Source organism: Pseudonocardia cypriaca (genome assembly GCF_006717045.1).
GTDB classification, from domain to species: domain Bacteria; phylum Actinomycetota; class Actinomycetes; order Mycobacteriales; family Pseudonocardiaceae; genus Pseudonocardia; species Pseudonocardia cypriaca.
In genome coordinates this window covers 735,583-757,636 of record NZ_VFPH01000001.1, presented here as the reverse complement: position 1 = coordinate 757,636, position 22,054 = coordinate 735,583, and the positions used below count along the sequence as shown (strand labels likewise).

Here is a 22,054-nt window from a genome sequence, read left to right as displayed (position 1 = left end):
TGGGTCTCCATCGGCGAGGACACGAGCGAAAGGACTCATCACCGAGCCAGCACACCGGCGATTCGGCTACTCGTCCCACAGGACGATGCGACCCGCACAATTGTGCGGGTTCAGCCGACGGCGGCGACGACCCATTCCGGGTCGAATGCGGCAACGACCTCCTGCCCCGTCCCCGACTGGACAGGTGCGGGATCGCCGACGTGCCCCGACTGCGGGTCGACGAAGCGAACGCCGGCATCGACCAACGTCTGCAGGGTCGACGCCCACGCCGGATGGCCCCAGAGCCGGTTGTTGACCATCGGTACCGCCACGATCGGCACGCCGGCCCCGAGCGCGTCGCAGAGCGCACCAGCCGCGCTGGTGTCCATGATCCCGGCCGCGACCTTGTTGGCCGTGTTGAACGTGAGCGGGCAAGCGACGACGAGACCGGGCCGAGGCCGGTCGTGCTCAGACGGCTCGCGGAACCACTGGCCCGCTGCGTCGGTAACGACGATCGACACGCTCCAGCCCTCGCGGAGGGCGTCGGCCACCTCTCCCGCACGGGCGGCGAGGGGCGCCCCGCACACGACGAACGTCAGTGGCCGCTCCCCCATTAGACGGCGACCCCAGCCCGGTGCGCCAGGCCACGTACTGCCGCCCCGCTCGTCCCCCGCGCGCGGGCAAGCAGCTGGCGGATGGTGTCGCGCGCGACGGCGTTGCGCCGGGTCACCTGCGGCGCCGCCCGCTCGATCTCAAGGAGCGCGACGAGTGCCTCGGCGTCCCGCCGCCGCTGGGCCTGCGCCCAGGCGATGTCCAGCTGGACCTGTACCCGGCGGCTACGCAGCCCCTCCGGAAGCCGGTCGAGGTCAACGGCCTCCGCAGCGGCCAGCGCGGCCGGCGCGTCGCCGAGCTCGACGGCGACCGAGACCCGATGAATGGCGACGTTCGTCGGACCGAATGCCGTCCAGCGGTGGTTGGCGTCCTCACCGAGCCGGTCGGCAAGCTGATGCGCGCGGTCGAGCCGCTCCTCGGCGGCCGCTGCATCGATCCGGCGAGCCGCCGCGACTGCGGCGATGAGCCAGAGCGCGCCGGTGACGCTCCACATCGCCGGACTGTCGCCGTCCAGCTCCGTCGCGGTCGTGACCGCGAGCTCCTCGGCGAGCGGAGCCCGCGCGGTCGGGAGGAGCGCGCACGCGACCTGGTAGACGGCCATGCCGACGTCTGCAAGCTCCCCGCCTCGCTGTGCCGCAGTACGGGCCCGGTCTGCTGCGACCAGCGCTAGGTCGTGCTGACCGATCTTCGTGAGGGTCTTTGCCACAACCGTGTAGCCGGCGGCGACCAGCTGCGGCTCCTGCCCGTCGAGGGCTTCGACCAGGCCTGGCAGCGCGGCCAGGACCTCGTCGTAGTGGGCGGCCTGATAGGCACCGTGCAGCGCCGGAACGGCCGACCCGACGTCCGCGATCGGCGCGTTCGCGAAACTGCTCAGGAGGGCCCGTTCGATGGCAACCAGATCGCTGTGGCACACCGACCGTTCGGGCTCGCTGCCACTCCCGGTCAGCGTGCCGATGTCGACCCGGAGAACGCGGGCAAGGTCGCGGAGCACGGAGTAGCTGTCGACGGTGCGCAGACCCCGCTCCACCTGCGACAACCACGATTCCGATCGACCGACCAGGCCTGCCACGGCAGCCTGGCTGAGGCCCCGGCGGCGCCGGTGGAAGGCGATGCGGCGGCCGATCGGTTCGGTCACGGGTCGATGGTGGCACAGCGCGGCCGCAGCGAGGGTCTGCCGCCGTGTTGTGATCGGATCGCAGCAACACCTCGCTCCGCCCGCGCTGTCTCCTCGGCGGCGCGGTCAGAAATGCCCGACCTTGGCGACTGGCTGCACGTCGCGTACCAGCGTTGGCACGTCATACAGAAGCGACCGGGTCATCCTCCGATCCCAGAGGCGATCTCCAGGCGGCGCCCAGGTCGAAGCGCGTGCCACCACAGGCGCCGCTGCGCATCGCCCGACCGACCGACCTGACCCAGCCTGTGCTCGGTCCAGCTAGTGGCAGCGCCTGGGCTCGAGCAGGTTGCTTGTCTGGGTGTAGCTGCTGGGCGTAGCGAGGCTCTTTGATCTTGACCAGATGACCTGAGGTCAGACCCGTGCCGCACGCCTGATCGTGGGCGGCTGGGACTGTGGCGCCGAGATGGCCGCGCACGCAACCGTCACCAAGGGCTCGATGCCTGTCTCCTTCGCCCACCCCGACTCCCCGCGGGAACTCGCGACAGATGCTTCGGTCGCCTGAATTCCCGTTTACGAGATCAACCTGACGTCTTGCCGTTGCGCACGCCGTGCAGGGCGGCCCGCATCTCCTGAGCTGTCGAGAACCGCTCGCTTCGATACGGCGCACATGCTCTGACAAGCAGATCGGCGAGCTCGGGCCGGAGGTCTGGACGGAACGTCCGCGGGTCGATCACCGACTCGCCAGCCAACGGCAACGATCCGGGGTACGGATGCTCGCCATTGCACAGCAACTCGTACAGCATCACGCCGACCGCGAAGAGGTCTGTGGAGACGTCCCATCGGGTGAGGTTCGCGTCGGGCGCCTGGTAGGGGGGCGTCCCGGACTGGGTCCGCACCGGATCGCCGACGCGCGAGGCGATGTTGAAGTCGAGCAGCTTCGCGCCGGTGCGGGTCAGCATGACGTTGAGTGGCTTGATGTCCCGATGCACGAGCCCTTTGTCCTGGAGCTCCATCCATTCCTCGAACTCGGCGCCAGACAAGCCGTCGGCACCGTGCTTCTTTCGGTCCAGCTCCTCGATGCGCGCGGAGTCGGGGTGGATGGCGATCAACGCGTCGAGTATGTCCAGGGCAACATCGACGGCTTCGCGATCACGCAGGTGGCGACGCCCTGTAGCGTACTCGTCGAGCGATTCGCCGTCGATGTACTCTGTGATGAGGTACCACTCGCCTGCGCCCGTCTTGCCAGCCCAGAACACCTCGACGATGTTTGGATGCCTCACCTTGCGCAGAGCCGCGATTTCGCGCCGCACGGCGTTGTAGCCCGCAGCGCTGTCGAATAGCTTGAGCGCGCGCTCTTCTTCCTCGACATCGTCGCGGACTCGGTACACCTTCGAGAAGCCCCCTTGGCCAAGGATGCTAAGGACTTCGAAGCGGCCATCGATGACGTCACCGGCAGCATAGGAAGTGGCCTTTGCGCCAGTCGAATATCGAACCTCCGCCGGATCAGGCTCGGGCAGGACCTCGCTGTCCCGTGTCCTCCTGCTGGCGGCAGAGTCCGGCTCGCCCGTATCACGCCGTCTGTGCTGTACCGATTCGTCGCAGTAGACGATCTTCTCGGGTCGGTCACCGATGCGGTAGCCGAGATCGACCTTGCCGAACTCGGCGGCGCCGATGAGCGCCTGCTGCTCCTTCACCCGCCGGCGCAGCTCTAGCGCGAGCTCGGCGGCCCACGCCAGCGCGTCATCAGGAACATCAGTTGCTGGATCCGGCCACAGTAGCTTTATCAGCCCGTTCACGGTGTTGTTCACCGCCTTACGGTCGCGACCGGATAGCTGGTCGCTCCACTCGAGACGGTCCTGGATCACGCCCATGCGGGACGTACGCCGGAGCTGGCTCCAGCACTCGGCCAGGAAGTCGCTGACGAACCCGTAGTGAGCGGTGAAGTACGACGGGTCGAGCTTGGGCACGTCCCAACCGGGCAGGTAGCCATGGATTCGATCATGGAACGCGGTGTCGTCGCGCATCTCCTTCGGCATCGGCCCGAACAGGTGGCCGCGGCGCAGCTCGTCGGCCACGTCGACGTCGAAGTTGCCCACCATCACGATGCCCCCGTCGGCGCGGATACTCTCCTTGCCACGACTGAACTCCCCGGACTCCATAAATCCTTTGAGGATGTTCACTCCATCCTTGGAGTCGAACGAGACACCAGAAACCTCGTCAAAGCAGACGACGTCGTACTGAGCAACGAGTCCGCGACGTCCCGTCGCGTTGTTGACGAACATGTTGGCGATGGTCGCCTTGCCGCCGGAGACCAGATGCGCATACGGCGAAACTTGCTGGAACAGGTGCGACTTCCCGGTGCCGCGCGGACCGAGTTCGACTGCGTTGTAGTTCGGCACCACAAACGGGACCATGCGCGCGAACAGGACGTCCTGCTCGCGGCGACTGAACCGTGCCGGCTCGAAGCCGACGCTGCGCAGCAACAGCTCGCGCCACTGGTCCAGGGTGAACTGGCTCCGGCCCCGCACGAACGTGTCGAGGGCGTCGCGGGTGGACATCTGGATAGGTCGGACCGCGTCCACCCGGAACGGCGCGCCACCGGTGTCACGAGCCAACGCGGCGATGTACTCGAGGGAGACTTCGGCGTAGAACCCGCCAGTGAGCATCCGATCGTGGGCGTTGACGAGGTCCGCGGAGATATGGATGTCGCCCAGTTGCAGGCTCGGGAGCTCGGCCTTGTAGGAGTCGGCCTTGGCATCGAGCCGCGCCCGCAGTAGGTCGACGATCTTGACCGTGCCTTGCTCGCGGGCCCGGGACTTGAACAACTCCTCCTCGCCGGCACGCACCGTGCGTTCCTTCATGACTCGCTCGACGATGGCGAGGCCCTCCGCGAGCTCGTCGGGATCTGTAGTCGCGCAGTAGCGTCCGAGCAGGAACTCCCCAACATAGGTGGGCACCGGGTACTGCCCCCGGAACTGCTGGGCCAGGTCCTTGCGGACCAGGTAGCCCTCGAACACCTCCGCCGCGAGCCGATCGAGCGCGTCGAGGTCACTCATCGGTTCCGCTCGCCTCCGAACCGGATACCGGTGGCTGTTCGTCTTCGACTTCCAGCACGGCCGCCGCGTCCCGAAGCTGACGGACGAACTCACCGAGCTGCTCCGAGGCCGTGGTATGCAGGACACTTACGTCCACTGACCAGTAGCCGTGGACGACGCGGTTGCGCAGCCGGGCCGGGTTCCGCCAAGGGATCGTCGGGAACCGGACCTTCGTCGCATCCGACACGAGCGTTGCCGCCTCGCCGAGCACCGTAAAGTTCCACATGAGTGCGTCGCGGCGCAGGCGGTCGCCGTCGACTTCGGAGGCGGTGCGCCCTTCAACAAGGCTCTGGGCCTGCTCGGCCGCGTTGATCATCTCGCGCAGGAGGATAAGGTCACGCTTCATAGACGACTCTCGCCTCCTCCAGGACCGTGGCCCTGAGCAACGGGTGCAGGGCCGCCCGAGAAACCAGATCGACGGGCCGACCGAAGATCTCTGCCAGCGAGTCGGAGAGATCCTCGATCTCCCAGCCCAGGTGCGCTCCCAGCTCAAGGTCATAGAGCAGATCGACGTCGCTGGTCGATGCCGCCTCGCCGCGGGCAACGGAGCCGAAGACGTACAGTGCCGAGATACGGTACTGCCGGCACACGGCATCCAGCCGATCGGCATCTACACCGCCCCACGCCTCGGTGCGCACGCTGCCCGCACTCCACTCGTTCGGCCCACGTTCGCCCGTCCAACGATCCGGCCTGGGGTCACTCACCGGTTCCTCCCCACGATCACATCGCGATCGGCGAGAATCTCGCCATCGGGTCCGACCAGCACAAGGTGGGCACGCTGGCCTTCGAGATCCTCGTCAGGCACGGCGAGCGAGACCCTTCCCGGCGCGGAGGTCTCCTTGGCCTTGGCCGCGATACTCGTGTTCGGATCAGCGGCGAGGCCGCGCAGGTCAGCGACCACGCCGTGCCCGGCGCCGGACAGCTCGATCCGGCACAGCAATCCCAGCCAGGTCACCTTCCTGATCTCCGGGCCACCGGTCGCAGTCATTGCTGCGGAAGCCGTGACCGTCAACCTCGGCACTATGCACTCCTGCGGGCTGACGCCGCCGTGTTCGTACTCCTTGCCTGCCTCAAAACACGTCAGACCCGGTGCGACAGCGATGCGCACATCCCGGTCCCAGAACCACGGCACAGTTGGAACCTCGACGACTGCGCCGTCCTTCACCCGCGCGCAACGGCCCTTCTTGACCTCCGTGGTGGCCGCCGGAAGCTCGACCTTCTCCAAGCCGCCGGGCATCAGCAGCCAGCCGTGATCGGTCAGGACGTCCACACGCAACCAGCCGGCGTCGAGGAGCTCGCGGACACGACCGACGATCCTGTCGACCTCCTCATCGAGGTAGTCGACCAGGCGACTGCCTACGTCATGGCCACGACGGTCCAGCTCGCCCGCCTCGGCCCATGCCGAGCCGGTCGGGTCGCCGACCTCGGTCGACCCCAATACCTGCACTCCGTTGTCGCCCATGAGGGAACGAAGAACCGCGATCGACGCCGCTGTCCCGGTGGCGGTGTTCCTCGACTGCAGGCCCGGGCCGGCCGTCAACGCATCCCTCCCCACGGGAGCCAATGCCGCCTTTGCCGTAGCCGTCACGGTCGGAAGAGCGGCGAGCCCTGTCGCGCACTCCACGGCCAGCCCGGCGGTGACAAGGCGATCCTGGACCCGGTGGGCGATGTCAAGGCGGAAGCCATCGACGAAAACTGACACCACACCGGGTGCCGTGGACGCCGGTCCCGTCGCCTCGTAGTTGTACGCATTCGCCATCGGACCGATGATCGTCTGCATTGCCCGGGCCGCTGAGTCCGCCCACGCGCGGTACAAGACGGTGCCCGCCGCCGCGACCGCCGCTCGATCTGCTCGTGCGGGCGCTGCTCCAAGCGCACGCAGGAAAGTGTCATCTACTCGCCAACCGCGATCGGTGTAGTCGCTCGCAAGTGAAATGAGGTCGTTCGCGGCGAGCGGTTGTGCGGTAAGTTCGGCCAGTGCGACGAGCTGCTCGAGGGCGAAAGCGAGGGGTGCCTGACCCAGGCCGGCCCAGACGGTAGTGCGGCGGCGCGCGTGCTCATCGTTGAGCCTAGCGATCTCTTTACGAGCACCCTCCGGATTCAAGATGGCGCAGTCCGCGAGCCTGCTCCGGAGGTGGTCCTCATCGTTCTCGTTGTCCTGCGGCCACGCCGGCGGGTTGTCGACGTGGAACTCCAGCGGGCGAGCCTTGCGGAGCTGCTCGGGGACCCCTCGGTAACCCTGCGGCATCTCCGCGAAGCGCTTCCAGACCAGATCCCAATTCCCGTCCCGCGCAGCAAGTCGGCGCGCAGCGGCGATCTCGCCGTCCAACTCAGGATCGAAGCCGTAATCGGCCTTGCACTGCTGCACGAATGCCACCCACTGCGCCCTTGGTAGCCGGCTGCGATAGCCGGCGGGGTCGTCGAGCCATCCGAGCAGCAAGCTGGGCGGATCGGGGTTGACCAACTGATTGCAGTAGTCGGCGTCGAGCACCTGATTCTTCAGGCGGTTGATCGGGACGTCGAGAAGCTTATCGAGTGCCAGAAGCAAGGCCGCATTTGTCTGGGCGTTGTCGGCCACCATCAGTCCCAGGCCGTGCTCGGCATCGGCAAGCAGTGCCCGCACGGTCCAGTCCCGCCCCTTGGGGTTGGCGAACCATCTGCTGCGGTACTGCAGCTCGGCGATCGGCGCGAGCTCCGGGGCGCAGGTTTCGACAGCGCGGACCGCGCCCTGCGGCACCCCCGGCAGGTAGATGACGGGCCGCCCATCGGCGAGTCCCGCGTCGATCGTCCCGGCCACCACACACCGGACCCAATACGCCGGCCCACGCTGCTGCGCCGGCTCGAAGGCACCGAGAGAAACCAGCGGTACCCGGCCGGCGATCCGACCGATCACCGACTGCCACCGCGCCTCCTCGTCGGGCCACAGCAGCGCGACGGGCGCCTCCTGCACGTTGGGGTCGAACGCCGACGCCTTGGCCAGGCACTCAACTAGGCGGTCGAGAACGGTGTCGCTCACGGTAGACCGGCCCGCTTTCGCGCTTCTTGCTTCTCGGCCACGGACATGTGGATGTCATTGAGCCGCTCTGAGCCGTCCGGATCCTTGCCGCGGTCTTTCTTCCAGTGGATGTTGAACGGAGTCCGCAGCACCCCTGCTGTCACGAACGGTCGGATGTTCAGGCGGACCCCGTCGTTGAGGTCGGGCTCCCAGCCCATAGGCTGCTCGTGCGGCGCCTTCCATCGCACGTAGATATCGTAGGGCTGCTCGCCGTCGAGGATCAGCTCGAGCTTGCGCTTCAATTCCAGCGCCGCCGCAAGCCGCGCCTCGGCCCCGGCAACCTCGTCGCGGATCTCGGCCCGCAGACGTTCGACCCAGTCCTGGCCGAGGTAAGAATAGGTGAGCTTAGCCAGGGTCTTGCGGTCGAGCCGGTGGTAGTTCACGAGCGCCGAGAAGCCATCCTTCAGTCCATCCCAGATGTGCCAGATGAACGGCCGGTTCCCGAACAGAGCGCAGTGCTGCTTGAAGAATTCGTCCCGCAACCACTCGGCAAGGTTCGGCTTTTTGCTCCCAGCCTGCTCCAATATACCCTTGAGCGTTGCCGGGGACCAGGAATCGTATGCCGTGGCGAGCAGTTGCTGCACCCGGTCTGAGGCCCGCGCCTCCCCTGCGACCGCCGGAATACACGCGATTCCATCGTTATCGACGAAAGAGTCGAGCTCGTCGGATTCCGCCTGATCAGGCCAGCGATAGCCGAGAAGCCGCCCGACAGCCACCTGCAAGGATGCTGTGGATTGGTCCGGCCGACCGGCGAATAACCATTGTGTCGGATCATCCGACCAAGGCGCCGGGAGCGGACCCACCTCATTCGCTACCTTGCGCCATCGAGCCTCATCAAAGGGCACCTTGAGGAGTGTCTTGTTTGTAACTTTGAGTGCCGAGTCGATGTTTCGAACGTTTAGTCGATACTCTGGCGACGAGCAGTAGGCCCACAATGCCGGCAGGAGCTCTTCGTCGAATGGCACAATCACCGCCGCATTGTTGTCCAAAAGGTCACCCGTATAAAGGGTGACCTTGAGGTCGCCCGATTGCGATACGACGACACCGCGCCTTTCAAGGAATTCGATCCCTCGAATCCAGGAGCCCTCCCGACCAGCTCCAAGCCGGAGCCGAACGTGCTCCTGAAGCTCGCCGTTTCCGCCCTGCCATAGCAGGACCCATTCACGCCCTCCATAGGCCTTGGGCGTCGAAACAGTGCTCTGCTGGCGGGCCCAGCCGTTGTTGATTCTATCTAGTTCCCAAAAATTGCGCCCAAATCGCGCATAATCGCCGGTGCAAATTCCTTGTGCGGAATCGGCCCTCTCTGCGAGGAGCGGCGTCGCGTCTGCCGCGGGACGGGCGATTCGGGCATCGGGGTTATTGAGCATGTCACCCTGGAGAAGCTCAGATACCTGCTCGGACTTAAGACTTCCGTCTTTGACATCTGCCGCTCCGAATTCCTGAACGTCCACATATCCGAGTAGATGCGAATCGGATGGCCTGACGTTGTCAACAACTATGAGTGCAACATTCACGACCTCGCCACTAATTTGCTTGAACGCGCCTGCGCCAAGGCGGGCCAGCAGTCTCCAGCTTGCCTTCTGAAGTAGTCGCTGTCGAAATCGCTTATACCAAGGCTGATAGAGCCAGTTCTGTGGCGAAACAATGGCGACCGTGTAGCCGAGAGCCATGCTGCGGTCGAGGAAGGTCGTGGCCAGATCGCCTGCCGCATCTGCATGAGACGAGTCGATGTATCCAAGGATCTGCGGGGTGAGCGATACACGGCTCGAGTACGGAACATTGGTCGCGATCAGCGTAAAGCTGCGAGACAGGTATTCCGCTGCTGCGGCGATTCCTAGCGCACTGGTTCCGAGGACGCTTGCTTCGTTTTCACCCCCTTCCAAGGTCATTGCCGCCGAGAGTAACGGCGCCAGCTGAGACCAGTCGATCTCCAGTAGCGACTGCTGTGATCCGCGTTGGGCGCCAATGCTCGTCATGCGCAACGGATCGATCAAACTACCAAGGCTGTCCGCATCACGAAAAAGGACGTGCAAGCGACTGAGAGCACCCTCAATTCTACCGTCTCCGCCGGCAAGTTCGTTCCACTCGTTAATCGATGCCTTCACTGGAAGTCCGGAGCATGCAATATTCGGCGTATTAAGTCGACGCCATCCGCCGCCTGTCTTCCATGCTTGGAGCACCACCGCAAACATGGCGATCTGCACACATCGGGGGTCAATATCGAGACCGTACAGATTATCACACAGAACTGCGTCTTGCGAATCGGCGACCGACAGCCCCTCTTCCTCCGCCCGCATCTGCGAGAGCATTGAGAATGCTTCGACGAGGAAGTGTCCCGACCCGCAACACGGGTCCATCACCGTCACCTCGGCGACCCGCTCCGGCCAGCCCTCGAACGATCCTGCTGCCGGCTGGCCATCATCTGCGAAGCGCAGATAGTCGAATCCCTTAACCAGGGGGCTGTCTGGGTATCGTGCCGCCCACCACGCGCCGAGCGAATTTTCCAGCAGGAACCGGACCATGTAGTTCTCGGTGAATAGCTGGGTCACCGGCCCAAGGTCGGCACCACCGATCTTTCGCTCCGAGGCGTTCACCTCATCCTTCTTGTTTTTCTGCCAGAACTGGTAAACCCACCCCAGCGCATCGTCTGCTGCGAACATCTCCGCAGGGAGGCCGTCGAGGATCTCTTCGAGCGCGTGGCGGCCCTCGGGGGCAAGGCGCAGCCTCACGCACGGGTCAGCTAGCCGGAAGATGCCAGGAAGGATCTCCGACGCGAACCGCGCCGCCACCGCCCAGGCGTCGGGCTCCCTCAGGTCGGCGGCCAGCTCCTCACAGTCGGAGAGCGTGACGGGAGCCTCGTACTGCGGGTGCAGGAGAAGGTTGTTTTCGGCGAGGAACCGCGCGAACAGCAGCCGGTGCCATTGCTCGTAGGCGCACTCGGCGACGAGCAGCTCACGGTCGAGGCCGAGCTGGCGCCACCTCGCCCGAAGCCCGTTGCGCAGCGCGGCTTGCTCGCTGCCGAGATGGTCGGGGCGCTTGTCGGCGAACACGCCGAGCATGTCGATCGCGGCACGACATGCACTCTCGGACACCCGCCTGGCGGCCAGCACGGCCGACTCCAGGCGCTTTCGGTCCTTCGCGGGAAGTGCGCGCATCAGAGAATCACGGTCCTGCCTGCGCCAAGGTGCGGCTCCACGCGGCCTCGCAGCTCATCGAGGTACGCCTGCAGGTCGTCGGCGTTCTTCAGGATGGCTGCGGGCGGGGACACCGTGATGCTCTCCGGTTCGAGCCGCTCCGCGGCACGGTGACGTGCGTGGTCACGCCTACCAGGAACGAGCGTGATCTGGTCCTGCCACGTCTTCAAGGGAGTCGCGTCGAGCACCTCGAGCAGGGCTGTGTCGTTTGGCACGTGGGGCTGCTCGACCGCCTGGAGCTGGGCCTCGGCGAGGATCGACTGGCGATCCTCTGGGTCGAGAGCCGACCACCGGTCCCACCCCTCAAGCTCGGCAACGGCGTCTCGTTTCGCGGCTGCAAGCCGCTGGGCACGATTCTTCAACTCGTCGCGCAGCGCGGCCGTGAGCGCGGCGAGCACCGGGGTCATTGGGTTCGGGTCGTCGAGGAGCTGGCGACCGTCCCGAATGGCGTCGTACGCGGGAGCGACCTCGGTGGCGACCGAGAGGTTCTGAGCGTGGCGGAGGAGCCGCTGGAGGTCCTGCCACTCGGATTCCCGCTTCGCGCGCTGCTGCTCAGCGGCGCGCCAGCGGTTCAGGTCATTGCGCAGCCGATCGTTGCTGTCGGCGACAGCGCGGAATCGCTGATTCCCGCCGAGCGCGAGGAGTGCGTCGACGTGGTCAGTGGTCGGCGGCTCGGGAAGCGGCGGGGGACCACCGGCCTGGGCTGCCAGGTCCTTGAGCCTTTGCAGGAGCGCGGCGAGCTGGGCGCCCTCCTGCCCGGACTCGAATTTGATTCCGGCGGCAGTGAGCAGGCCACGGACGGCGAGGCGGTGACCGACGGTGGGGGGTTCGTCCTCCTTGTAGAAGGTGGTCCGGCCGATCTGGTTGGGAGGAAGTTCCTTCGGCCCGGCGAGGCTCTTGCCGTCCTGGGCCGCGCGGACGTTGCCTGCGGCGAGCAGAGTCATTACGGCACCGTTGACGGCGTCGCGCGGCCAGCCGTATGGCGGCGCGGCGAAGAGCTTGTGCAGCTCGACGCCCTTGATACCGCCCGAGCTGATCGCCGCCAGGACCTCCTTGCACACGGCGTTCGTTGCGGGCTCGCCATGGTGGCCGACTGCAAGGAGAGCGTCGGGGGCGCCGTCGCGTGCCTTGGCGACGACCTTGTCCCAATTTGCGTTGTCCCCCGCCCCGAACCTCGGAAAAAGGCGGATGAGGGACGCCTCCGCCGCCGCCTCAACGGCGTCGCGCAGCGTGGTCTTGGTAGGTTCGGTGCCGCCACCCTGGAATACGCGCGCCCGGGCCACCACGTCGGCGAACAGCGTCACGAGCCGCTCGTCATCCAGCGCGAGCCGCGTCTTCATCGCCCGCTCGGCCGCCTTACCTTCATCGGTCTGCGGGGTGGGCCGCCGCAGCGTGTCCTCCGCGGCCGCGTGGCTCGCCAGGGTGTGCTTGATCTGCTCGGCCTCGTGCTTGGGCAGTAGGACGAACACGATCGGACTGTCGACGCCGGCTTCGGTGGCCGACTTCCGCACAGCCGGGGCGGTGACTGACCACTCGTCGCGGATCCATACGGGCACGTCGCCGGTCCCGGCTGTCGGCTCATCCTGCCCCCAGTGGACGCCGAGGGTGCGTGGGGTCTTGCTCGCCCCTGCTGGGAGCTTGAGCCCGCCGAGAGCCGCGTTGACGGCTGCGACCAGACGCTCGGTGCGGAGCAAGGTCAGGCGAGCTGCATCATCGCGCACGACGGCCAGGCGGCTCCGATAGTCCTTCTCCCACTCGGCCCCTTCCTCGGTCTGGAGCCTGTACTCGTCGTCGATGCGCTGCAGCCTGGCCTCAGTGACGAGCACGTCGAGTAGTTCGGGGACTCTCTTGCGCAACCGGGCGCCGTCGTTGGCGAGGTCCTCGACAAGGAGGTCGGCGAGGAACGGCGCGGTGGCCCGCAGGCCGGTCTCGCCGCCGATCGACCCTCGCGGAATTTGGTTGATGAGGAAGACCAGCGCGCAGATCCGGGACTTCAGTACGCCGTCGGGCCCGTCGGTGCGCAGACCGCGGATGAGCTCGTCGATCTCCTTGAGCAGCACTCCGCTCTGCTGCATGAGGGGTGACTGCTCGTCATAGAGGAAATCCGCGCCGATGACGTGGCCGACCGATTCGTCGGCGACGAGGCGGGTGGCCTCGTGGACGATACGAAGCTGCGATCGGAGAACACCGGCCTTGCCGCCGCTGTCGATCGCGCGCAGTGCCCGCTCCCAAAACCGGCGCCTGGTCGGTAGCAGCGGGTAGTCGGGCACAAGGTCAGGCTGGTCGGCCGCCTTCGCGGCGAGCTGAGTGCCGCCGAGGTGCTTGTCGATCTCGAACCTCGCGCCGTCGAGAGTCGTTCGCAGTTCGGGGACGCGCTCGGGCCTCTTTCGGAGCACAACCTCACGAACGACGGTCTCGACGTCGGTATCGGACAGTGCCACCTGCACGGTAAAGCGGTCGGTCAGCTTCTGCAGGGTCGGGGTGGAGGTCAGCGCGTTCTGTCCAGTGGCGACGAAGAGCACTTGGCTCTCGAAGCGAGCCGAGCACCCCTGGACGATGTTCTGCACGGCCAACGCCATGGTGTTGTCGTCGCCGAGATACTGCTGCATCTCGTCGAGCACGATCAGGGTGAGCGGCCGCTTGCCATCGGCTGTGGACTGGAGACGCAGTACGTCGTCCATCGCGTTGAACATCTCGTCGTCGGTGATGTCGCGCGTGGTTGCCGGGAACTGTGCCTTGAGCAGGTCACGGACGTCCTTCACGGAGCTGCCGAGGCTCGGGTCCGCGTCCAGCAGGGCTTGCGCGATGATCGGCGAGACGTAGAGGTGGTGGATCTCTTTGTCGAACGTCTCGCCCGCGGCCGCGAGCGCGGTGTGAATGGCGTCGAGGTAGCCCTTCTTTGCAGCCCACATCGTGAACCGGGCGCGCGAGTAGTCGGCCGGCAGGCCGGCGCTCTCGAACAGGATCGCCAAGAAGGCGAGGCGGACTGCGTCGCGGCGCCCGGCTGCGAGGGTGCCCGCCGCCGACCACAGGCCGCCCAAACGCTTGCTGGCCGTCGCCAGCTCGGTGAGGTGATCGCGGATGTCGTCCGTAACCTTGACCAGGTCACGAGCTCGGCCGCCACCAGGAATCTCGACGTTGCGCCAAAGATGTTCCAGGACCCGAGCCAGGTGCGACTTGCCGCTGCCGTAGAAGCCGCTCACCCACACAGCCGGCTGCTGATCCTGGCTTAGGTGGGTGAGGAAGCTGTCAAGTATGCGCTCGAGACCACGTTCGTATTGGCCGTCACAGACGAAGCTCCCGAGCTCCCACCGGAGCACGTCCCACTGCTGATCGGTCTCCGGACGCCCGACCTGCGCAACTCCGTCGTTCGGGATCGTCGACGTCGTCGGGTCGCGATGGAACAGGTCTCGATTGGTGATCGTCATCGACTACTTCCGTCGGGGGTGATCGCTGTCGCCTGATAGTTCCATCCGTCACGAGCATCCAACAGACGGTAACTGTGACCGCTGTGCTCGCCCGGGAAGAAGACCAGCAGCCGGCCGGCGACGGCATCGTGGACCGCGTTCACGAGGGCGGACACCTTGACGGCAGCACCGAGGCCGAACAGGGTGCCGGCTCCAAGGAGTCCGACCACGCCATGGGGGTCGGAGTGTGCGGTCAAGCGAGCGCGAACGTCGTCAACGAGATGGTCGAAGTACGCCGGCAGAGCCGTCTCGAGCAGCTCGGGGTCTTCGAAGTACGAGTCGCGGTAGCTCAGGGCAGCCATCCACGCTTCGAACGTTCTGCTGATGTCGACGAGGGCCCAGGAATGGCCGTGCCGGTTCGTGGCGGTGCCGAACTCGGGAACGTAGAGTCGGAGCCGCCGCTCGTGCTCGGGCGGGTAGACCGCCATCCATACGCGCTGCGGAGGTGCGAGATTGCGCTGCCATGGGAGCGCGACGAACTTCGAGTACGCGTGCAGAAGGCCGTCGACGTAGCTCATAGGTGCAATTGCCCATCGTCGTCGAACGGGCGGAGGAGCTCGTGAAAGCTCACGTCGATCAACCCCCCGGCATGGCGGAACTCCAGCATCCCACGCTGCGATGCGGCGACACCGAGGTCGACGAGGCGCGACCTAGGCTGGTCGAGTACCTGCGCCCACGGCGTCTCGAGGAGAGCGGCGCCACGCACGCCCTGCAAATGCCCGAGCAGCAATGCGTAGGCCAAGGTCGATGGCGAGCTCGTTGCGCGGGCGCGGATCTTGCGCGACGGGGTCTGGGCATCGAGGTGGCCCGACTGCTGCCAGGACGACGCCAGCTTCTGGGCCGTCCCCCGTCGTGTGCTGGCGCGATAGGCCCCGGGAAAGGTCTCATCGATCATCTTCTCGAAGTCGTCCGGCCCGATAACGGTGCCGATGTCGGAGGCCAGAACCATCGGCGCGCTGGCCCGCAGGACGGGATCCCGGGCCATCGCACAGAGCATCGCGAGCAGCGGTCGATCTGGTTCGGGGTCAGGCCAGAGATCGCGCAGTGCGCGGAAGAGCAGCGACGCCGGGTCGAGGACGTAGAAGCGGCGTAGCTGGCGGAATGCCCATTCGCGAGCACCGGCTGTCCTCTTTCCGAGGACGTTCTCGTCGATGACCGCAATGCGGTAGGAGTTGGCTGGCGCCTCCGGAGGAAGCAGCTGCAGGAGGGTGCTCAGACTCGACACCATGATCGTCTGGCTGGTGCTGGGGCCGCCGGACCGATCGCCCGGAACAATCTCGGTGGCATGCTCGCGGAGACGATCGTCCATCACGGTCACCGGAAGGACCTCGAACCGTCGTGACCGCTGGGGCGCCACGCGCCTCGTTCGAGCCCTTGACAGGCCGCGTCAGGTCGCTCGCCGGCCCTTCGATGGTCCGACCTTGGGCTTCTTGCTACCTGCTCATCCATCGTGGCCTCCTCCCCACGTCCCGAAACACTCGTCCTGACCATCGTGGCGAACGTGGTGGCCGAGACTACAAGGGTCGTCTCCTCGAAGGTGGTGCATGAGTTCCCCACCGGTGAGCGGTGGGGCGTCGTGATCTGAGACGGCCACCGCGTGATCTTCATGAGCTACCGACCATGGAACTCATCGAGAGGATCCGTCGCGATCGCCCGACGGCACGACGCTGTTGATCGAGACCGCCCACCGCAGCGGCCTGGCCCTGCAGCTGTCGGGGCTGCCGCCACCGGCCGCCCACAGCTTCTGGGAGATCGCGGCGCTACTCCGACCCCGCTCTCGCCCGCCGGAGCACCTCCTCCTCCGTGAGCGCGCCGGACGCGTGGTGGCGGCGCCTCCTCTATCGTCAGCGACGTAGAACAGCCCGGGGGTCGCGGTGGGAGGGGTGCGGTTGCGCGCCAGCGTCCGGGTGGGCAAACCGGTGCGCACGCCGTGCGCTCACCGGAAGTCGAGCTCGAAGGAGTCCTGGCCGAGATCGCCCACGGCAGCGCAAAGCCGGCGGAGACACCGGCGGCGGCCACGCCGTCGAGCGCCGCGTCGTCGGGCTGCTCGATCGACTCCTGGACCGCGCTCGTCGCGTCGAAAAGCTGGATCGCCACATCTCGACCGATGTCCGAAGCGACGTCGAGCGACAACGACACGCTGAAGCCGGGGATGTGCCCAGTGGCGAGACCGGTCGATCCGAGCAGCCCGGACACCTTTGCGGGTGGCCGCCCGACGAACGAACGCCGTGGGCCTTCGACGACGATGCGGGCCGCGGTGAGGACCATCCTGTGGAGTCCGGCCACGACGTCGGCTCCCTCCGCCAGGGGAAGCGGGCCCGTCCGGAAGGTGGTCGTGTCGGCGAACGGGGAGCCGATGTCCCTTGCGATATCGGCGGGGTCACGCGCCTCAACAGTGGCGAGCCCGGCGAGCAGTTCGCGGATGCGCAAGTCCGCGTCCCCCAGGTCGTCGGTCGGCGGGACCAGGACCTCGGTCTGCCCAGCTGACCAGATCACGGCGCCACGCCATGTCTCGGGAGTGCGGTGCCAACCGGTGGCATCCAGGTAGCTCGAGATATCGGCGACGCGGAGGGTCATCGGGCCGCCTCGACGAGGTCCCGCAGCCGCGGCACGGTGAGGACGTTGGCCGTCGGCACCTTGACTCGGACGCTCGCCAGGCCTTCCGGCACCGTCTGGTGCGCGTGCAGCGAGGTCCAATAATCGATGTGCCTGAGCAGCAACCCGTGGTGATTGAGGTCGGCGTACCGCGCTGCCTCTCGCGGCACTGTCAGGAGGAACAAGTAGCGCGGCACCATGAAGCCGCCCGGCGAGCTTGTTGAACTGCCAGCCGTTGAGGCCGTCGTAGCGGAATACGCCGTCCACCGGCCAGAGCCGCGATGGCGTCTTGACCTGAACCTCGATGCGAGGGGAGCGCACCGAACCGACGTCGTCCGGCAAGGTAATCTGCAGGTCGACCCCGTCGACGTCGAGGTCGCATTTCGAGACGGTGAGTCCGGCCGCGGTGGCAAGCACGCGGACGTAGTCCTCTCCAACCGGCCCTGATGCGCGCGCCAAGGGATACCGGTCATGCTCGCAGGCACGTCAGAGCACTCGTGCCGCCCCGGCGATCCATCTGGTCGATGACGTGCTCGACTGCGCCATCCGCCTGTCCCCCCGGCTGCCCACCCGTTGTCCCGTGCCGAACCGTCCGCTCGGGCCGGACGGTCGGCAGCGAGCTGGATACCGTTCGTCCTCTCTGTAGCGTTACGAGTTGGCCTGCGCCAACACGCGATCGGCCCTAATGGCTCCAGCCGGATGCCTCCCGGTGGTCGCGCTCAGTGATCAGCTCTCATCCCGACGGCAAGTGATTCCGAATCCTGTCGGGCCTCCCCTCCAACCTCGCCGCCGAGGCCCGGGCGATGAGGTTCCTCAACGGGCTCCTCGCTGATCTACCTGCCCCCTGCCCCCTGCCCCCTGCCCTCGGTCACGGAGGTCGCAGCCGGCGTCGTCGAGATCATCCGGCGCTCACCCACGACGGGCACCTCTCCGACTCCCCGCCTCCCACATCCCGGCAGAATGCCGTGATCACCCCGAACGGCCGGGTGTCCGGCGCCTGCCTCGACGGCGCGCGGTCGACCACCACCCAGACCTCGACGGCCTCCGAGCCCATCCGGATCTCCTCGACGTAGTGCAACCTCCGCTGCTGCCCATCGAGCGGCTGGACGGTGCTCACCACCCGTGCGATCACGTCGTCGCTGACGCCGCGGTCGATCGCGGCGTGCTGGCGCCCGAACGGGCCGGGGCCGGCGACAGCGGCTCGTCCCTCGCGGAGGATGACGACCAGGCCGTTCGGGTCGGCAACCGCCGAGTGGCAGCGGAAGGGGGCGTTCGGGCCGTCGTACCGCGCGGGATCGTCCGTCGGGACGGGACACGGCAGATACTGGGCGACAGCGCCGGGCACCGTGGCGGCGGCTGTGGTTGGTGTCATCGCGACGAGCGCAAGACCGACGAAGACCAGCAAGCGTCGAATCCGCACGATGGAACGGCGTGCACGGGCAGCCAGGCACTGGTAGGTCGAACGGTGAGAGTTGTCCATGGCCGGCATGGACGACGGCCGACCCGCTTCGGTTCCACCGCTCGTCGCACGTCTGGCGCCACGGGCCTAGAGCCTTCTACCCACGATCCCGCGCTCGGCCTGGTCGACGACATCGGGCACGAAGCGCTCACTGAATCCCGCGATGAACGCAATGGCCGGGTAGAAGCCCACTGCTGGGCCTGCAGGCACCTCGATCGGCAACAACTCCGACAGCAGGAGGAGGTAGACGAACATGCCGAATATGGTTCCGATGATCGGCCGGAAGAGGCCCGTCAAGAAGAGAACCGCACGTGGGGACTTGCGCTGGCGATCGAACTCCCGCACCCGGGTCAACAGGCTGACGACACTCCCGGCCGCCCCGGCCAGCGTCACCAGTACGACGACATCCGCCGGCAGGCCGAGGAGGAAGCCTTGATGCGGGATCAGGAAGAAGTTCACCACCAAGAATGCGGGCGCGAGGAACGCGGCGACGCAGGTCAGCCCCCAGACCATGTACAGGGCCGGTGAGGTGAGACCCAGCCGCACCCTGACGAGGGGATGGAGCTTCCTCGCCAGGGAGGCGGAAGCAGCGTCCCCTGAACGACCGATGATCGATTCGATGGCGACGGCGGCCGGGCCGCTCACATCGATCGGGCTTGCGTCCAGGTGTGCCAGGACCAGCAGCCAATCGGCCAGATCCGGGTGGTCCGCAAGAGACGGGTCACGCTTGACCGCTTCGTGAACTCGCTCGATGAGCTCTCGACCGGTGGCGTAATGACTACCGACCACCGCATCATCCGTGGCAATGCGCTCAGACGCACCGGTATCGCCGTCACCCGCAGCAGCTACGGGGTCGGCGCGTCGAGCTGTCACGATCGCGCTGGATTGCTCGCGAGTGTGGCCGGATACCTGCGGGGCCGCATCTGTTCGTCGAAGAGCGAGCCACGTACTCCACATAGACCGTCCCATCCCCGTGCGCGAATCAGCGATGCCGTGAAGTCGCATCGAGCGTACCGATCATCTCCAGCTCCAACTGTCAGCGAGCGCACCTTTCGTCGAATGCCAAGCGAGGATCGCCGGCATGAGCGGCTACGCCCAGCGGCGTAGGCCGCCCCATCGGCGTGGGCGCGGCGACGTAGCCGAGGAGCCGACACCGGTCGGACGCCCTCGACGCCCCCTCGGACCAGCCTTCTCGTACCCGGCCGATCAGTTCCGGACCGGGCGCCGGTCATCACCGGCGACGAGACGGTCCGAGGAGATGGCGATGAGCGAGCTTGCGAGCGAATCAATGTCACAGCGCCTGCGCGACGCGCCGGCCGAGCGCAGCGAGGCCGTGCGATGAGCACCCCGACGCAGCAGCTGGCGCAGGCACCGAGCCTCGGCCAGATCGCGCACGAGCTGGAGACCACGCTGACCGGCCCTCTGCACCTGCCCGGCGACGCCGAGTACGAGCGGCAGCGGGACAGCTTCCGCGGCGCGCCGGATGCCGTCGTCGACGCCGAGACCGTCGCCGACGTGCAGGCCACCGTCCGCGCCGCCCGCCGCCACGGCCTGCCGCTCACGGTGCTGTCCACCGGCCACGGCACGGTCGTCGCTCCCGACGGCGGCATCCTGCTGCGGACCTCGCGGATGGCACAGGTGCTGGTCGACCCCGACCGCCGCATCGCGCGGGTGGGGCCGGGGGTGCGGTGGAGCGAGGTGATCGCCGCCGCCGAGCCGTTCGGGCTCGCGCCGCTCTCCGGGGACACGCCGTCGGTCGGCGTCGTTGGATACACGCTCGGTGGCGGGCTGTCCTGGCTGTCGCGCAAGTACGGGTTCGCCGCCGACAGCCTGCTGCGGGCCGAGCTCGTCACGGCGGACGGGCGCGTGGTCGTCGCCGACCGGCAGCACCACACCAACCTGTTCTGGGCCATCCGCGGCGGGAGCGGCAACTTCGGCGTCGTCACCTCGCTGGAGCTCCAGCTCCACCCGGTGCCGAGCGTCTACGGCGGTTGGGCCGAGTTCCCGGTCGAGGGGGCCGAGCGCGCGCTTCGGTACCTGGCCGACCACGAGCTGCCCGACGAGCTGTCGGTCTCGGTGGTGGTCAGCGAGGAGTCGCTGGTGGTCCGTGGCGTCTACGCCGGCGAGGGCGGCCGGGCCGCGCTGCAGCCGCTCCTCGACGCCGCGGGCACGCCGGTCGTGGACCGGTTCCGCGAGATGCGCTACTCCGAGATCTCGACGATCGGGGGGACGCCGCCGATCACGTTCGCGATGTTCGACGAGCTCTCCGAGGACACCATCGCCGCGGTCGTCCGGAGCGGGGTGCCGGTCGAGGTCAAGCACTGGGGCGGCGCGATCGCGCGGCCCGCGCACGACGACCCCGGCCCGGTGAGCCACCGCGACGCCCGGTTCGTCATGAAGATCGCCGCGCAGGCCGCCGACGCGATCACCGCGTCGGCCACCGGTGGGTCGTTCCTCAACTTCCTGCACGACACGACGCTGACGCACACCGCGTTCACGCCGGAGAACCACCGGCGGCTGCGGGAGATCAAGACCGCCTACGACCCGGCGAACTTCTTCCACCGCAACCACAACATCCCGCCGCTCGGCTGATCACGAGGAGCGACCGTAGAGGGCCGCGGCGATGTGGACGAACGAGCGGACGAGCGGGTTGGCGTCGGCCTCGTTCCACGCGACGACGAGGCGGCTCGGGGGCATGTCCAGCAAGGGCACGGCGGTGAGTCCTTCGGGGAGCGTGTGCCCGAGCGGTACCAGCCCGACCGTCCCGCTCCAGAGAACGGCCTGCAGGCACTCGTGGACGGTCCGCACCACGGGACCGTCGCCCCGGACCTCGCCGGCATCCCAGTAGGCACGCCAGACGGGATCGGTCCCGTCGGGCAGCCGGAACCACCGTCGATCGGCCAGGTCACCGAGGCTCAGGGTATCCCGGCGGGCGAGCGGGTCGTCGGTGCGCAGCACCACGCCGACCGGGTCGGTGCGCAGCACGAGGGTGCTGATCCCGCTGTCCTCGAACGGGGCGCGGGTGAGGGCGACCTCGACCAGGCCGGCCCGCAGGCCGGTGGTCGGGTCGGCGAAGTCGGCCTCCCTGATGCGGACGTCGACGCCGGGGTGCCGTTCGTGGAACGCGGCGGCGAGGCGGGTCCCGGCCTGCTCGGCGCTGTCGGCCAGGGTGCCGATCGTGATCGTTGCGGCGCCTGCGGCCGCGGCCACGCGGATGCGGAGCTGGTCGGCTTGCGCGAGCAGGGTGCGCGCCTCGTCGTAGAGCGCGGCGCCCGCGGCGGTGGGCGCGACTCCGCTCGCCGTGCGGTGCAGGAGCACGGCGCCCAGCTCCGCCTCCAACTGCTTGACGGCCCGGCTCAGCGGCGGCTGGGTCATGTGGAGCCGGGCAGCGGCGCGCCCGATGTGGCGTTCCTCCACGACCGCGACGAAGTAGCGAAGCAGCCGCAGATCCATCACCAGCGAACATACCGGCGCGGTATCGGGC

The 22,054-nt window shown here is 67.3% G+C and carries 15 protein-coding genes; 1 reads left to right on the top strand and 14 read right to left on the bottom strand.

The annotated features are described in order from the left end of the window. Nucleotides 1–110: 110 nt before the first annotated feature. The 13 genes from FB388_RS03585 to FB388_RS03525 form a co-directional block, all read right to left on the bottom strand. Nucleotides 111–593, bottom strand: a complete 483-nt coding sequence (locus tag FB388_RS03585; RefSeq protein ID WP_142096832.1) for a flavoprotein — start codon at nt 591–593, stop codon at nt 111–113. Beyond that, entirely contained in the window at nt 593–1,726 is a 1,134-nt protein-coding gene (locus FB388_RS03580) for a helix-turn-helix domain-containing protein (RefSeq protein WP_142096829.1), read from the bottom strand. Before FB388_RS03580 ends, FB388_RS03585 begins: the two co-directional genes overlap by 1 nt. 557 nt (nt 1,727–2,283) lie before the next feature. Further along, on the bottom strand, nt 2,284–4,761 hold the full coding sequence (brxL, locus tag FB388_RS39200) for a BREX system Lon protease-like protein BrxL (protein WP_170225459.1): 2,478 nt from the start codon (nt 4,759–4,761) through the stop codon (nt 2,284–2,286). Further along, complete coding sequence (locus FB388_RS03570) at nt 4,754–5,146, bottom strand: HepT-like ribonuclease domain-containing protein (protein ID WP_142096826.1); 393 nt, start codon at nt 5,144–5,146, stop codon at nt 4,754–4,756. The genes brxL and FB388_RS03570 overlap by 8 nt, the downstream gene beginning before the upstream one ends. Continuing rightward, a complete protein-coding gene (locus tag FB388_RS03565) occupies nt 5,136–5,504 on the bottom strand; it encodes a nucleotidyltransferase family protein (protein WP_246121558.1) in 369 nt (122 codons plus the stop codon). The genes FB388_RS03570 and FB388_RS03565 overlap by 11 nt, the downstream gene beginning before the upstream one ends. After that, nucleotides 5,501–7,816: a BREX-1 system phosphatase PglZ type B gene (gene pglZ / locus FB388_RS03560; protein ID WP_142096821.1), complete on the bottom strand. Its 2,316-nt coding sequence runs from the start codon at nt 7,814–7,816 to the stop codon at nt 5,501–5,503. The genes FB388_RS03565 and pglZ overlap by 4 nt, the downstream gene beginning before the upstream one ends. Continuing rightward, nucleotides 7,813–11,010 (bottom strand): DNA methyltransferase, encoded by a 3,198-nt coding sequence (locus tag FB388_RS39195; RefSeq protein WP_170225458.1) that lies wholly within the window; start codon nt 11,008–11,010, stop codon nt 7,813–7,815. The genes pglZ and FB388_RS39195 overlap by 4 nt, the downstream gene beginning before the upstream one ends. Next, entirely contained in the window at nt 11,010–14,477 is a 3,468-nt protein-coding gene (brxC, locus tag FB388_RS03550) for a BREX system P-loop protein BrxC (RefSeq protein ID WP_142096818.1), read from the bottom strand. Before brxC ends, FB388_RS39195 begins: the two co-directional genes overlap by 1 nt. Then, entirely contained in the window at nt 14,474–15,034 is a 561-nt protein-coding gene (locus FB388_RS03545; RefSeq protein WP_142096815.1) for a DUF1788 domain-containing protein, read from the bottom strand. Before FB388_RS03545 ends, brxC begins: the two co-directional genes overlap by 4 nt. Continuing rightward, nucleotides 15,031–15,834 (bottom strand): hypothetical protein, encoded by an 804-nt coding sequence (locus FB388_RS03540; protein WP_142096813.1) that lies wholly within the window; start codon nt 15,832–15,834, stop codon nt 15,031–15,033. The genes FB388_RS03545 and FB388_RS03540 overlap by 4 nt, the downstream gene beginning before the upstream one ends. A gap of 1,255 nt (nt 15,835–17,089) precedes the next feature. Beyond that, nucleotides 17,090–17,311 (bottom strand): DUF4365 domain-containing protein, encoded by a 222-nt coding sequence (locus tag FB388_RS39780; protein WP_211361745.1) that lies wholly within the window; start codon nt 17,309–17,311, stop codon nt 17,090–17,092. Nucleotides 17,312–18,009: 698 nt separating this feature from the next. Beyond that, a complete protein-coding gene (locus FB388_RS03530) occupies nt 18,010–18,483 on the bottom strand; it encodes a hypothetical protein (RefSeq protein ID WP_142096810.1) in 474 nt (157 codons plus the stop codon). Between the two features lie 174 nt (nt 18,484–18,657). Then, entirely contained in the window at nt 18,658–19,443 is a 786-nt protein-coding gene (locus FB388_RS03525) for a hypothetical protein (RefSeq protein WP_142096807.1), read from the bottom strand. A 465-nt stretch (nt 19,444–19,908) separates the two neighbouring features. Between FB388_RS03525 and FB388_RS03520 the strand changes: the two genes are divergently transcribed. Then, nucleotides 19,909–21,162 (top strand): FAD-binding oxidoreductase, encoded by a 1,254-nt coding sequence (locus FB388_RS03520; protein WP_142096804.1) that lies wholly within the window; start codon nt 19,909–19,911, stop codon nt 21,160–21,162. On the opposite strand, the gene FB388_RS03515 is transcribed toward FB388_RS03520, so the two are convergent. Further along, a complete protein-coding gene (locus FB388_RS03515; protein WP_142096801.1) occupies nt 21,163–22,023 on the bottom strand; it encodes a LysR family transcriptional regulator in 861 nt (286 codons plus the stop codon). Nucleotides 22,024–22,054: the final 31 nt, after the last annotated feature.

Excerpts from the sequence above, each read along its gene's own strand:
- FB388_RS03520 (WP_142096804.1), top strand. The coding sequence starts at position 19,909 with ATGAGCACCCCGACGCAGCAGCTGGCGCAGGCACCGAGCCTCGGCCAG.
- brxL (WP_170225459.1), bottom strand. The coding sequence starts at position 4,761 with ATGAGTGACCTCGACGCGCTCGATCGGCTCGCGGCGGAGGTGTTCGAG.
- FB388_RS03530 (WP_142096810.1), bottom strand. The coding sequence starts at position 18,483 with ATGACACCAACCACAGCCGCCGCCACGGTGCCCGGCGCTGTCGCCCAG.
- FB388_RS03545 (WP_142096815.1), bottom strand. The coding sequence starts at position 15,034 with ATGAGCTACGTCGACGGCCTTCTGCACGCGTACTCGAAGTTCGTCGCG.
- FB388_RS39780 (WP_211361745.1), bottom strand. The coding sequence starts at position 17,311 with ATGGTGCCGCGCTACTTGTTCCTCCTGACAGTGCCGCGAGAGGCAGCG.
- brxC (WP_142096818.1), bottom strand. The coding sequence starts at position 14,477 with ATGACGATCACCAATCGAGACCTGTTCCATCGCGACCCGACGACGTCG.
- FB388_RS03570 (WP_142096826.1), bottom strand. The coding sequence starts at position 5,146 with ATGAAGCGTGACCTTATCCTCCTGCGCGAGATGATCAACGCGGCCGAG.
- FB388_RS03585 (WP_142096832.1), bottom strand. The coding sequence starts at position 593 with ATGGGGGAGCGGCCACTGACGTTCGTCGTGTGCGGGGCGCCCCTCGCC.
- FB388_RS03515 (WP_142096801.1), bottom strand. The coding sequence starts at position 22,023 with ATGGATCTGCGGCTGCTTCGCTACTTCGTCGCGGTCGTGGAGGAACGC.
- FB388_RS39195 (WP_170225458.1), bottom strand. The coding sequence starts at position 11,010 with ATGCGCGCACTTCCCGCGAAGGACCGAAAGCGCCTGGAGTCGGCCGTG.